This is a genomic window from Spirochaetia bacterium, assembly GCA_022482625.1.
GTDB lineage: Bacteria > Spirochaetota > Spirochaetia > Sphaerochaetales > Sphaerochaetaceae > Pleomorphochaeta.
The window spans coordinates 575142-588105 of sequence record JAKVOU010000001.1 but is presented as its reverse complement, the minus strand read 5'-3'; the positions used below and the strand labels follow the sequence as shown (position 1 = coordinate 588105).

12 protein-coding genes are annotated in these 12964 nt (G+C 47.0%); 11 read left to right on the top strand and 1 reads right to left on the bottom strand.

From position 1 onward, the window contains the following. Nucleotide 1 precedes the first annotated feature (1 nt). The 7 genes from rplS (at nucleotide 2) to rnc (ending at nucleotide 4230) form a co-directional block, all read left to right on the top strand. Nucleotides 2-358: a 50S ribosomal protein L19 gene (rplS, locus tag LKE40_02655; GenBank protein ID MCH3916380.1), complete on the top strand. Its 357-nt coding sequence runs from the start codon at nucleotides 2-4 to the stop codon at nucleotides 356-358. Nucleotides 359-505: 147 nt separating this feature from the next. Then, nucleotides 506-982 carry a hypothetical protein gene (locus LKE40_02650; GenBank protein ID MCH3916379.1) on the top strand — a complete coding sequence of 159 codons (477 nt, stop codon included), beginning with the start codon at nucleotides 506-508 and terminating at the stop codon, nucleotides 980-982. Next, nucleotides 979-1458 (top strand): pantetheine-phosphate adenylyltransferase, encoded by a 480-nt coding sequence (gene coaD / locus LKE40_02645; GenBank protein MCH3916378.1) that lies wholly within the window; start codon nucleotides 979-981, stop codon nucleotides 1456-1458. Before LKE40_02650 ends, coaD begins: the two co-directional genes overlap by 4 nt. After that, nucleotides 1445-2884, top strand: coding sequence for a diguanylate cyclase (locus tag LKE40_02640; GenBank protein MCH3916377.1), 1440 nt, complete (start codon nucleotides 1445-1447; stop codon nucleotides 2882-2884). The genes coaD and LKE40_02640 overlap by 14 nt, the downstream gene beginning before the upstream one ends. Nucleotides 2885-3015: 131 nt before the next feature. Then, the gene (rpmF, locus tag LKE40_02635) at nucleotides 3016-3201 is read left to right on the top strand and encodes a 50S ribosomal protein L32 (protein ID MCH3916376.1); all 186 of its coding nucleotides are present in this window, start codon (nucleotides 3016-3018) and stop codon (nucleotides 3199-3201) included. A gap of 18 nt (nucleotides 3202-3219) precedes the next feature. Beyond that, nucleotides 3220-3459 (top strand): acyl carrier protein, encoded by a 240-nt coding sequence (gene acpP / locus LKE40_02630; GenBank protein MCH3916375.1) that lies wholly within the window; start codon nucleotides 3220-3222, stop codon nucleotides 3457-3459. 15 nt (nucleotides 3460-3474) lie between these two features. Then, complete coding sequence (gene rnc / locus LKE40_02625; GenBank protein MCH3916374.1) at nucleotides 3475-4230, top strand: ribonuclease III; 756 nt, start codon at nucleotides 3475-3477, stop codon at nucleotides 4228-4230. A 10-nt stretch (nucleotides 4231-4240) separates the two neighbouring features. Here the strand turns inward: rnc and LKE40_02620 are convergent, their stop codons facing one another. After that, nucleotides 4241-5617 carry a CCA tRNA nucleotidyltransferase gene (locus LKE40_02620; protein ID MCH3916373.1) on the bottom strand — a complete coding sequence of 459 codons (1377 nt, stop codon included), beginning with the start codon at nucleotides 5615-5617 and terminating at the stop codon, nucleotides 4241-4243. Nucleotides 5618-5772: 155 nt separating this feature from the next. Between LKE40_02620 and ileS the strand changes: the two genes are divergently transcribed. The 4 genes from ileS to LKE40_02600 all read left to right on the top strand — a co-directional run bounded on the left by ileS (nucleotide 5773) and on the right by LKE40_02600 (nucleotide 12832). Continuing rightward, nucleotides 5773-8904, top strand: a complete 3132-nt coding sequence (gene ileS, locus LKE40_02615) for an isoleucine--tRNA ligase (protein MCH3916372.1) — start codon at nucleotides 5773-5775, stop codon at nucleotides 8902-8904. Nucleotides 8905-8932: 28 nt separating this feature from the next. After that, complete coding sequence (locus tag LKE40_02610) at nucleotides 8933-9826, top strand: hypothetical protein (protein MCH3916371.1); 894 nt, start codon at nucleotides 8933-8935, stop codon at nucleotides 9824-9826. A gap of 11 nt (nucleotides 9827-9837) precedes the next feature. After that, nucleotides 9838-10041 carry a zinc ribbon domain-containing protein gene (locus LKE40_02605; protein ID MCH3916370.1) on the top strand — a complete coding sequence of 68 codons (204 nt, stop codon included), beginning with the start codon at nucleotides 9838-9840 and terminating at the stop codon, nucleotides 10039-10041. Between the two features lie 451 nt (nucleotides 10042-10492). Further along, entirely contained in the window at nucleotides 10493-12832 is a 2340-nt protein-coding gene (locus LKE40_02600; GenBank protein MCH3916369.1) for a chitobiase/beta-hexosaminidase C-terminal domain-containing protein, read from the top strand. Nucleotides 12833-12964 lie beyond the last annotated feature (132 nt).

Genomic DNA, 12964 nt, shown 5'->3' with positions numbered 1-12964 from the left:
AATGGACGTAATTAAAGCAATTGAAGAAGAGCAGATGAGGGAAAACGCTGAGAATTTCAGAGTTGGTGATACAATCAAGGTTTACTTCAAGATTATTGAAGGTACAACGGAAAGAGTCCAGGTTTTTGAAGGCTTGGTCATTGCCAAGAACAACAGTGGACTCCGTCGCTCTTTCGTCGTAAGAAAAATTTCCTATGGTGTGGGTGTAGAAAGGATTTTCCCGCTTCATTCTCCCCGTATCGAAAAAATTGAAGTCGTTCGCAAAGGACGTGTCAGAAGGGCAAAGCTCTATTATATCAGGAAAAGGGTTGGGAAAGCGGCCAAGGTCAAAGAGCTTATTGTCAGCAAGAACCGCTAAGTCATCATCGATTGCGGAACTACAGGAAGGGTGGCGTTTTGCCACCCTTCTGCAGTCTGTGAAGACATGTTCGTGTGTTCCTTGTCAATATCATCAGAAATATACTATCATGATCAGGGCTGTGTCTGCATGACTGTCGGAGGATACATGGAAAAGAATAATTTTCCTGAAATGGATGTACGGAAAAAGAAGAGGGGCGAGAAAAGGCGCAGGAAGAAAAAAGGAGCCCTGAGAAAAGATGGACACGAACGCAGTGACCAAGGGCGAAAACTTCTGCCATCACAGGATAGGAAGCAATTTCATGGTACCTTACCTGATACGCCTATAAAATCTGTAGTGGAGCCCCGTCCTGACTGCCTGCTCTGTGGAAAGACAATTGAGAATATTGCTGAGGCTGTCAGTGCAGGAGAAAATGGATTCTATCATTTTGACTGTATCATGGACAAGATAAAGGAAGAAGAACATCTCGGTGCTGATGAGAAGCTTAGCTATATCGGTGAGGGAAACTTTGGTATCTTCACGACCGATGCAGAAGGTAAATTGATACTGCAAAAAAAAATCAACGTGGAATCTCCTGAAACTTACCAGCAGATGAAACAGTATGTGGAGAATCAAAAACAATGAATGCCATGCTTCCCGGTTCCTTTGATCCACCTACGCTCGGACATATAGATATCATTGAACGGAGTGCACGTTTGTATGAACATCTGTATGTCGTCGTAGCTGCAAATATCAACAAGCAGTGTCTTTTTTCCCCTGAAGAGCGGAAGGATATGCTGACGCAGATTCTCAGCAGCCATGACAATATTGAAGTCGTCATCTATAATGGACTTGTCGTGGATTTTGCAAAGAAGCATGATATAAGGGTCATGATCAGAGGCGTGCGTGCCTTGGTCGATTTTGGCTATGAATTTGAATTGGCCATGACCAACAAGCAGCTGTATGACAAACTTGAAGTCCTGTTTATGCCTACCAGTCCCAATTATTTCTTGCTGAGGTCATCCCAGATAAGGGAATTGGCTTTCTATCATGCCGATATCTCTACGATGGTCCCTCCTCTTGTGGCTAGGAAAATAAGAGATCGGTATGAAAAAAAGTAAGGGAAGTGTATTATCACGCCAGCAACTAGCTGAATTGCCGCAGATACTCAATGAATGGAATCTGCAGATCGTGCGTATTGCCGGGCGTATTGCAGTTCTTATACTCTTTTTTCTTTTTTTCTTGGTTGTTTTCCAGAGTTTTGACAAGATGAGGATTCTTTTTGTCCTCTTTTCATTGGTCTCGATGGGGATATATCAGTTTATCCTTGAACGGAAACTCAAATTGCATACGGAATGGGCTACGGCAGCAGCCTATGTGTTCTGGGGCCTTGTCATGGTTTTCTTCATGATTTCCAACTGTTATCTCTACCCTTATGTTCCGGCATATTTCTATGGCATCGTTTCGGTCTTGCTGATATTGATTTTTCATTTTTCTCTCTCGGTTTCTATTTTTCTCAGCGGGACTGCCTGTGTCTGTTTCCTGCTTACGTCTTGGTTTTTCAAACCTCATTTCTTCTTTACGACTGATTTCATCATCGGCATGACGGCCCTGTTGGGTTCCATCCTTGGGGCATTCTTTTCTGATCAGACAAAAAAAATCGAACTGTCAAGCCTGCTTGAAATCTATCAGATGTCTACCATTGACAGCCTGACAGGAGTCTGCAACCGGAAATCAGTAGAATATCTTGTCAATGATGCCTTGAAACAGAAAGCATATGGTTGCTTTTTTGTCATTGACATTGATAAGTTCAAGATGATCAACGATACACAGGGGCATCAGATCGGCGATATGGTACTGCAGAACTTCGGCAAACAGTTGCTTGAAATGTTCTGTAGGAATGAGGTGATAGGCAGGATAGGGGGAGATGAATTCGTTTTGTTCCTCCCTGACGCAGACCGTGCATATGCGACGAAAATTGCCAACATGCTTCAGGAGCATGTTGAACATGTTTTTTCTTACATGAATTGTTTTATTTCGCTTTCAATAGGGATTTCTACGGCACATTATGGAGATACTTACCATACTTTGTTTGCTAGGGCAGATATGGCTTTGTATGATGCAAAACAGATGGGGAGAGCCTGCCATTGCTTCTATGCAGGGGACGAGACAATGCATGAACAACGGACAGTCCTTGTCGTTGACGGGACACAGATGACTAGGAAGACACTTACTACCTATCTTACCGGTGAGTGTAAGGTTCTCCAGGCAGCAACTGGTAAGGAAGCTTCTCAGTTGCTTCATAGTCATCATGGGGAAATTTCGTTGATTCTTCTTGATATGCACCTGCCGGATATGGAAAGTCTGGAGTTCCTCTCATTGCTGAAAAAGGATGCACAATTGTCTTCCATTCCAGTCATTCTGATAGCAGACGGTGACACGAACGTGGAAAAGGCTTTGGAGCTTGGTGCAGCTGATGTGATAATGAAGCCGTTCAACGCAAGTGTCGTCAAATTACGGGTCCGGAATGTGTTTGTCCATGCATGAACGAATGAACAAGATAGCTTTTTCAGCTTAAGGTAAATTACCTGGGTTTGTTGTTGACGCTTCACGCAGTTTTTGTTATGCTTGCCTAAGCGTCAACAGGTAATAACTAAATCGTACAAGAGGTATATATAATGGCAACACCGAAATATAAGACATCAAAGTCAAGGGCTGCTTCCCGTAAGGCTGCCAACATGAAGCTCAAAGCTCCTACGTTGGTGGAATGTTCTACTTGCGGTAACCTTATCCTGCCTCACAGAGTATGCCCTAATTGTGGGTATTACAAGGGTGAGCAGATTATTGACACAAGCAGCAAATAACAGAAGAGGTAATTATAGATGAACAATGAAATGTTTGAACAGGTAAAGGCATTGATTGCTGAGAAACTTGATGTGGATCCCGAAAAGGTCACCATGGATGCCTCTTTCCGCAAGGATTTAGGGGCAGACAGCTTGGATACCTATGAACTGATTTATGCCATTGAAGAAGAAATGGGCATTGCCATTCCTGATGAGAAGGCCAATGAGTTCGAAACTGTCAAGGATGCGGTCGATTACCTTTCTTCTCAAAAAAACTGAGGCTCCTTCATTCTGATGATTAATGCCAAAGTTGGACAAGCTCCCCCTGTCTCTGCTGAGAGAACGCGGGAGCTTGTAAGTTTTCAAAGGAAACTGGGTGTTCAGGTCGAGGATGTCAATATGTTCAACCTTGCCTTTACACACAGGTCCTATACCAATGAATGTCCGGACGCGACTGACAACAATGAACGTCTGGAATTCCTAGGGGATTCCGTGCTTAGCCTTTCGGTAAGTGATTGGCTGTTTCTCAACCTTCCTGCAAAGCATGAAGGTGATTTTTCCCGTATAAGAAGCGCTGTCGTCAGTGAAGATTCACTGTACGAAGTAGCCGTACAGCTTGGTGTCGGTGAATTGCTTTTGGTCGGCAAGGGGGAACGGATTACCGGAGGGAAGAAAAAGAAAGCTATCCTTTCGGACTGCATGGAAGCCATCTTCGGATGCGTATATCTTGACCAAGGGTTCTTTGTTGCAAAGGAACTGATTGAAAGATTGATGGTAGGTCAGATACAGGCATATTTTTCCCATAAGCTTGTAAGGGATTATAAGACTGCTGTCCAGGAGTATTCCCAGAAAGAATGGAAATGTGTACCTGAATATGAACTGGTCAAGACGGAAGGTCCTGATCACAAGCGTGTCTTTTTCATGAACATCAAGCTCAATGGAACAGTCTTCGGACCTGCTTCCGGCCAAAACAAGAAGCAAGCCCAGCAGAATGCTGCGAAATTAGCTTTCGAGGCTCTTACAGCAGAGGGACACCAGCTGGATTGCTGATGCCAGCCTATCATGCCAGATAAGTGGCATAGTAGGCGGTAGCAATTCCAAGCAGTGTTCCCTTTGTGTTTTGTGCAGGGTCATCAAGGACTGTCTCCAGCAATTGCTGGAGTACTTGTCCCATTGCTGGTCCTGCAGGGATACCTGCTTCCATGAGATCCTTGCCATTGACTGCAAGGTCGCTGAGCGTAAGTGCCTCATTTCTTTCCAGCAGTGCAGAAACCCGTTGTTCCAATTCTCCGATGCAACTCCAGTTGGCCCTATTGTCAATGGCTTTTGCATCACACATGCGCAGCTGGTACAGGTAGTCCAGGTTGCTTCTGCCTACTCTGTTGATGAATCGTCGGACGGCTCCATCACTCCAGTCCGGTGTGTAATGGAACATGTGGTTCCTGACAAGATTGCATACCAAGTCTATTTGTTCGTTGGAGTCCTTCAACCTACGAAGGATAGTATGTGCCTTCCGTTCAGAAACCAGCTCATGTCCATGGAAGGAATAGGCTTTCCTGCCATCTTCCTGGCTACGTGCAGCATCTTCCTGCTGTGTTTCTTTTTTGCCTATGTCATGCAACAGGGCCGCGATTCGTACAGGAAGCGGATAATCAAGTTGTGTTGCAACATCCACGGCAGACAGTGTGTGTTCCAGGACATCCTCATGATGGAAGCCTCCCTGTTCAATACCGGCCAGTTCTGCAATTTCAGGCAATACCTGATTCATGACATGGCTATCCAGCATGAGCTGCAGACCCTTTCTGGCTTGTTTTCCCATCAACAGCTTGTAGAATTCTTCTCTGATCCGTTCCTTTGATACGTTTTTGAGATTATCCCTGCAGGCTTCCATTGCATTGAAAGTCCCTTGCTCTATGTCAAAGCCAAGACAAGATGCAAAACGGCAGGCTCTCATGATCCTCAGCCCGTCTTCGGTAAAGCGTTGCCTGCTCTCTCCGATTGCCCGTATGCTTTTCCTCTTCAGATCCTGTATACCCTCATGGAGGTCAATGATTTTTCCAGATTCCATATCAGCGGCGAGAGCGTTGATCGTGAAGTCTCTTCTCTTTAGGTCTTCTTCGAGGCTGGGAACGAAACTGACCTTGTCAGGGTGACGGCCATCTGAATAGCCTTCGTCGGTACGGAACGTAGTGACTTCATATGAATGCCCATGGAACAGGACGGTGACCGTCCCGTGCTTGAGGCCGGTCGGAATAGTCCTGGAGAACAGGCGCATCACTTGCTGCGGTTTTGCGTCGGTCGTAAAGTCAAAATCCTGTATCTTGTTTCCAAGCAAGAAATCACGGACGGCACCACCAACTATGTAAAGGCTATACCCATTGATCTTGAATATGTGGGAGAGAGCCCTGACATCTGCGTTGAGAGGAAAAGTTTTCATGGTCACAAGGATATAGGCTTGCCTTGTGCGCGTCAATTACGGAAACAGTGGGAATAGGGGTATTTCTTCTCTGTCTGCGTGGTTGTCAAGTGTTGCCATTGATGTAATTTTTACGTATTATTGTTGGAAATGAGTTTTCATTCTTAGGAGTTGAAATGTTTCGTCCAGTCAGTACGAGAGTCGACTTTCCGAAAGTCGAAGAAAAGATCCTGAAGTTCTGGGACGAGGAAGATGTCTTTTCCAAATCCGTCGAACAACGCCCTGCAGACAATGAGTTTGTCTTTTATGATGGCCCTCCTTTTGCGACGGGGCTTCCCCATTTCGGACATATGGTTCCGGGTACCATAAAAGACGCCATTCCACGTTACCAGTCCATGAAGGGCAAGCGTGTCTACAGACGGTGGGGATGGGATTGCCATGGACTTCCCGTTGAATATGAAATGGAAAAGACGCTGGGTATCAGCGGACATAGTGCAATAGAGGATTATGGGGTTGCCAAGTTCAACGACAACTGCAAGTCCATCGTATTGCGTTTTACCAGCCAATGGAAACAGACGATCAAACGTATGGGACGATGGGTTGATTTCGAACATGGCTATCGTACCATGGACAAAGACTATATGGAATCGATCTGGTGGGTCTTCAAGTCATTGTATGACAAGGGCCTGATCTATGAAGGATACAACATCCTTCCGTATAGCCCGAAACTTGCCTGTCCACTTTCGAATTTTGAAGTCAACTTGGGTGGCTATCGCGATGTGGTCGACCAGGCTGTAACCGTCAGGTTCCTTGTGGATGGGACAACGGATACCTATTTCCTTGCATGGACGACTACGCCATGGACACTTCCCAGCAACCTGGCCCTTGCACTTGGTCCCGATATCGATTATGTGAAGGTCAAGGACGGCAATGAGTATTACATCCTGGGCAAGGATCGCCTGTCACATTACTACAAGGATGAAAGTGACTATGAAATAGTTGCAACCTATAAAGGCCGTGACCTGAAAGGTATCGGCTACACTCCTCTGTTCCCTTACTTTGCAAATCTGAAGGAAAGTGCCGGAGCCTTTGTGACGGTGCTTGGTGACTATGTCACTACTGAGGATGGCTGCGGCATCGTACATACGGCAAGCGGCTTCGGTGAAGATGACTACAATGTGCTGAAAGGAACTGGAATCCCGGTTGTCTGTCCTGTGGATGATGAGTGCAAGTTCACCGATGAAGTTCCTGATTTCAAGGGACGTTTCGTCAAGGATTGCGACAAAGACGTCATCGATATGCTCAAGAAGAACGGCCAGCTGGTCAAGCGTGAGAATTACCTGCACTCATATCCTTTCTGCTATCGTACCAAGATGCCATTGATCTACAGGGCAATGTCCTGCTGGTTTGTCGATGTGCAGAAGATCAAGCAGACTATGCTTGACTGCAATGAGGAGATTACTTGGGTGCCTTCTCATCTCAAGCATGGAAGATTCGGCAAGTGGCTTGAAGGTGCACGGGATTGGGCTATTTCCAGGAATAGGTTCTGGGGCAACCCGATACCGGTGTGGAAATGTGATGGTTCTGATCATATCGAAGTGATCGGTTCCGTAGCTGAACTTGAAAAGAAATGCGGACGTCATGTCGAGGATCTGCACAAGCAGTATGTTGATGAGCTTACATGGCCTAGCCCTGATGGGAAAGGCACGATGCGGCGTATCAGCGATGTCCTTGACTGTTGGTTTGAATCAGGTTCCATGCCTTATGCCCAGCAGCACTATCCGTTTGAACATAAGGAACGTTTCGAAGGAAACTTCCCGGCTGATTTCATCTGTGAAGGACTGGACCAGACCCGTGGTTGGTTCTATACGCTCACTATCATTGCGGCTGCACTTTTTGAGAAACCGGCTTTCCTTCATTGTGTCACCAACGGTATCGTGCTCAATGCCGAAGGCAAGAAGATGAGCAAGAGCGAGAGGAACTATACCGATCCTATGGAGCTGATCAACACCTACGGTGCCGATGCGCTTCGTTTTGCCCTTATGGACAGTTCGGTAGTCAAGGCGGATGATTTGAAATTCAGTGATGAATCCGTAAAAGATGTCATCAAGACGTTCATCCTTCCTCTTTGGAATGCCTATTCGTTCTTTGTTACCTATGCGAACATAGATGGGTATGTCCCTGGAGAAACGCCGTTCGAAAAGCTGGAAAATTCCCTTGACCGTTGGGTCATCAGTACGTGCCAGGGATTTGTCAAGGATGTTACTGAGGCATTTGACAACTATGATATCCAGCGGGCTTGTGCGACGATGGTGGCTTTCATTGACAATCTCAACAACTGGTATATCAGGAGAAGCCGCAGGAGATTCTGGCGCAGTGAGAATGACAGTGACAAGAAGATGGCTTATGATACGCTTTACAGCGTGCTGATGACAGTGGTGAAGGCCTGTGCCCCGATAGTACCGTTCGTAACTGAAGAGATCTATCGCAATCTCAGGACTGAGGCAATGCCTTCTTCTGTCCACCTTTGTGACTATCCTGCCTATGATGAGAAAGAGAGAGATCCTGAACTTGAGAAACAGATGGGATTGGCAATGAAGTCAATCGTCATGGGAAGAAGCCTGAGAAGCAGCCATAACCTGAAGATACGCCAGCCGCTCAGTACCCTTTACTTGGTTGACCGCAGTGACGATGACCGCCGGATCCTTTCTTCGATGACTGATATCATCTGTGAAGAACTCAATGTCAAACAGGTGCATATCCAGGCTGATGAAAGCAATCTTGTAAGTTATCAGGCAAAGGCAAACTTCAAGCTTCTTGGTAAGAAACTGGGCAAGTATATGAAGGAAGTAGCAAATCAGATCCAGCAATTGGACAGCAGTGCAATTGCCGGTATCCTTGATGGTGGGACTGTTTCCATATCTTATACCGATGGGACGATTGAGCTCGGTGAGGCCGATCTGGTTATCCAGAGGACGGAACTTGAAGATGTCAAGGTGCTGAATGAGGGTGAGCTGACAGTTGCTTTTGATACGAAACTGACAGATGCGCTTATCAAGGAAGGTGTTGCCAGAGACATCATCAGGGTTGTCCAGAACATGAGGAAGGATGCCGGGTTTGATGTTGCCGACCATATCACGCTTGAGTGGGATGGCGATGCTGTCCTTGACGGAGTCTTTGAGGATTTTGGTTCTTATATTGCGCATGAGACCCTATGCAACAAGTTGCAGAAGAAAAGCGTAGAGGGCCAGGAGTATGAAGTCGGAGACACGAAGATCAAGCTTTCAGTCAGTCGGGTAGATGCCTGATGACAGATAAGAGATGGAGGGATAGACGATGAAGATATCAAAGCTGATCGGTTATGTCATTGGATCGGCTCTTGTTTCGCTGATGCTCATCGGCTGTCGCTCCTCCCTGTTTGTTTCACCTGAATCCGGTATAGTACCTTTGCAGAAACTGGCTGGTGCCGGGAACATCATGTTGATCATGGATGTTCCCAAGCAGCCGGAGCTGGCAAGGTCCCTTGTAGGAAAGGAAATTGCTTCACGGGCAAAGAAGATTACCGTTGAACTTATTCCTGATGACAGGGATGTCTTTCCTCTACAGAGTGCGGATACTCGGTACAATGCCGTCTTGGAGGGTGATTTCCCTTCATGGTTGTTTTCTTCTGCCATGAATGTCTCGGGCCGTTTTACCAAGAAAAAAGACTCAGGTATCACTTTCTATCGGGATGGTTCCTTCGATGTGGGACTTCTTGGGTCGAACATGATCGGAGCTTCAGATACTTCTTTTCCTGATTTGAAACGGAAAATGGAGTCTTCCGATTATAGTTTCTATAATGATGTAGCTGTGTTGAAGCTGTATGCTTCAGACCTTGGCCTGATGGCAATGGAACCTACGACTATGTTTGACCTTGGCATGGGAATTACCCAGCCGATGTACCAGAAAATGGATTTTCTATTGCTTTGCATACATTCCTCTGCTGAAGGGGCGAAGAGTGTCGAGGGAGAGTTTGACATGAAGAGCCAGGAATATGCTGATACCATGTTGAAAGCTCTCAAGACTGGTTATGTTGCTATGTTGAGAAAACAGGGAGAAAAACTCGATTTCTCTGCATTACGTGAAATGTTTGCCCAGGATGGTTCTGTGGTATCTTTCCATGATATGCCGCTGAGTGAAGAGCAATTTACACAGTTGACCGACTCCGTCGCGTCTTCTGTGAAGATATAGGATGATAACATATGGCAGTTTACGAATTTCAATGCACAAAATGTAAAAAACAGTTTACCGTTGAGCAATCAATGAAGGATCCGCTTCCTACTGACTGCCCATATTGCAAGGCAAAGAATTCTTTGCATCAGAAGTATGAACCGGCACCCGTATTTTTCCATGGATCGGGTTTTTACTGTACTGATTGTAAGAAGGCAAGCGGTTCAAGCAAGTGATGTAAGCGAACGGTCCCTTTCAAAGGGGACCGTTTCTGTCTGGTTTCAAGTTTGCTCTCAGCCTTTTCCAGTGATTGCAGAGAATGGCTATCTTATGACGCCAGTTGTCGCAACATGTTTATGATTTCTTTGACAAAATTTTATTCTCGACAAAAAAGATTTCATTATTCTTATAATTCTTCACCAAAATATTAGACTTTGGGATATTGTAATTAAAATTCACAGAACAAAAAATCATTTTTCTTACAGTTTGCGTTAGTTGTCTATTGTAAATAATGAAAGCTATGACATAATCAGAACCGACAAAATGAAAATCTACTCAGAAAAGGTATCCTTGTATCCGCATAGAACCACAATCTTTGTAGAGCAAAAGGTGTCTGCTATGTCTGTAAACAAAAAACTTAGATTTCCTATATATTTATATGGACTTTTGTTCATTTTATTTTTTACCTTGCTATTACTTTCAGGTTGTCAGGACCCTGATCCCTACGGTGAACTGCAGTTTGGCTTAGACGAAGGTACGTCCAAGTCGATAACTCCCGGAAGCAGTGCCAAGGTCACCCAGGTGTCCTTCTGGGGCGAAGAGACGAACAGCAGCAAGACGCTCTCCAAGCAGACCTTGATCCTCGGTGAAAAGAATACGGTCTCCAGCATTCCCGTAGGCACCTGGGACTTCCATGTGGAAGGGATGAACAGCGACGGGACGGTGATCACCGAACAGGCCGATGCAACCGGAGTCGCAGTCAACTCAGGGAAGACGAGCTCCATCAGCTTCACCCTGCATTACCTTACAAGTGACACCGGAACCTATAGCATAGGGATAAGCTGGCCGGAAGACCTAGGAGCATCCTTCAAAGGAGTAGGGGCAGACATAGGAGAAGACTATGTTGCCGGGACGATAAGTAGCAGCAGTGTGGCAGTAAGCGGCACTGCCGCTGCAGGCGACTACATGGTAGGGGTGAGGTTTACCAATCCCTCCGGTACCCAGATTACTTTCTCAGGGATGGACATGGTGAACGTGTTCACGGGGCTGGAGTCGAGCGGGACGATCAGCTTCGAGGACGCTGACTTTTCCAAGGCAGCACAGCCTACGATAAGCACAGGTGATGTTACCGGCGGCAAGCAGGTGACCATGGCAACCGATACTGCAGAAGCGACGATCTACTACACGACAGATGGGACTGACCCTGCCACCAGCAGTACGAGAGAGAGCTATACAGCTCCGTTCACCTTGACAGAGAGCAAGACGGTAGAGGCAGTTGCCGTGAAGGCTGACCTGCTGGACTCAGAGGAAGCCAGCCAAGCTGTTACGGTTTCTGCTGCAGTGACCCCGACCTTCAGCCTGAGTTCAGGAGATACGCAAGATGTTGCCATCAGCTGCAAGACTAGCGGAGCAACCATCCATTACCGGTATGCGGTAGGCAGTGCAAGCTATGGAAGCTGGACGACAGGGACAAGTATCCCGGTGACGCAGGGCAAGGAGCTCAAGGTGGAGGCCTATGCAGAAAAGGACGGGATGGTCAGGTCTGCCACAGGGACACAGGCCTACAGCGTTGCCACAGGACCAGACTTCAGCAAGACCACCGGAACCTACAGCAATACATTTACGCTGACACTGACCGGCGATACCATACGCTACAAGGCAGGAAGCGGTACCTACCAGACCTACTTGTCAGGCATCAGCATCGCAAGTACGGGGACGACCATTACGGCATTCAACGAGGAAAGCGGGAAGGTGAACTCTGCTGCGGCGAGCAGGACCTACACGCTGAGGGCGGCGATGCCTGAGATAGACGGCAGCCTGAGTGCGCCGGGAGGGAAGGCCATAACGATCAGCAGTGCTACCAGTGGAGCAACCATCTACTACACGACGGACGGGAGCACGCCGAGCACCTCGAGCCACCAATATGTCGGGGCGGTCACGGTGACGGCGAGCGTGACGGTGAGGGCCATAGCGGTGAAGGACGGATTTGCCGATTCCTCCACTGCGGTGCTGGCAGTGACGGTCAGCCAGGTGGCGACGCCGGTGATCAGCCCGACGGGAGGTACCTTCGAGGGGACCCAGAGCGTGACGGTCAGCTGTGGGACCGACGGTGCGACCATCTACTGTACGACGGACGACAGTATGCCGACCACGCTGAGCAACATCTATGACGGAGCCATTACACTGGATGCCACGGTGACAGTAAGGGCGATGGCGGTGAAGAGCGGCATGGCGGACAGCAGTGTGGCAAGTGCAACCTATACGTGGAAAAAAACTTATTCTGTGGGAGACACTGGACCTGCAGGAGGAATAATTTTCTATGACTGCGATGCAGACAATATGCTTAGTGATCCTGATGGAGCAGATAATATGGAATCGAGTGTCTGTGGCTGGCGATATCTTGAAGCAGCTCCTGCTGATGAAGGATATTATGTCTGGGGAGGCTATGGTACATCAATCTCGGGGACGTATAGAGAAATCGGAGACGGAAAGGCAAACACGGAGGCGATAGTAGCGAAATTTGGTACTGCAGAACCATACGAGGGTAGAACCGATTATGCTGCAAAAGTATGTTACGACAAAATACTGAACGGGTATAGCGATTGGTTCCTGCCGTCTCTGGATGAATTGCGCAAAATGTACGATCAAATATACACTGAAGGAGGATTCAAAAAGGATTACTATTGGAGTTCTTATTCTTCCGAGGGCGATTCTGATCGTGCATACTTTGTAAAGTTTACTTTTGGCGCTCGCAGTTGCCATGATAAGGATAATTGTTACTGTGTTCGGGCTGTGCGGGCTTTCTGATTACCTATTTGGCCATTTGATTATTTCAAAAGAAGTGCAGGAGCTTGGGGTCCTGCACATGAAATACAAGGAGCTTTCCGTAGCATTATACTATGACTTGCTGGTATTTTATGATGTGTACCATATGATTCT

Excerpts from the sequence above, each read along its gene's own strand:
- rnc (MCH3916374.1), top strand. The coding sequence starts at position 3,475 with ATGATTAATGCCAAAGTTGGACAAGCTCCCCCTGTCTCTGCTGAGAGA.
- acpP (MCH3916375.1), top strand. The coding sequence starts at position 3,220 with ATGAACAATGAAATGTTTGAACAGGTAAAGGCATTGATTGCTGAGAAA.
- rpmF (MCH3916376.1), top strand. The coding sequence starts at position 3,016 with ATGGCAACACCGAAATATAAGACATCAAAGTCAAGGGCTGCTTCCCGT.
- LKE40_02605 (MCH3916370.1), top strand. The coding sequence starts at position 9,838 with ATGGCAGTTTACGAATTTCAATGCACAAAATGTAAAAAACAGTTTACC.
- rplS (MCH3916380.1), top strand. The coding sequence starts at position 2 with ATGGACGTAATTAAAGCAATTGAAGAAGAGCAGATGAGGGAAAACGCT.
- LKE40_02650 (MCH3916379.1), top strand. The coding sequence starts at position 506 with ATGGAAAAGAATAATTTTCCTGAAATGGATGTACGGAAAAAGAAGAGG.
- coaD (MCH3916378.1), top strand. The coding sequence starts at position 979 with ATGAATGCCATGCTTCCCGGTTCCTTTGATCCACCTACGCTCGGACAT.
- ileS (MCH3916372.1), top strand. The coding sequence starts at position 5,773 with ATGTTTCGTCCAGTCAGTACGAGAGTCGACTTTCCGAAAGTCGAAGAA.
- LKE40_02610 (MCH3916371.1), top strand. The coding sequence starts at position 8,933 with ATGAAGATATCAAAGCTGATCGGTTATGTCATTGGATCGGCTCTTGTT.
- LKE40_02640 (MCH3916377.1), top strand. The coding sequence starts at position 1,445 with ATGAAAAAAAGTAAGGGAAGTGTATTATCACGCCAGCAACTAGCTGAA.
- LKE40_02620 (MCH3916373.1), bottom strand. The coding sequence starts at position 5,617 with ATGAAAACTTTTCCTCTCAACGCAGATGTCAGGGCTCTCTCCCACATA.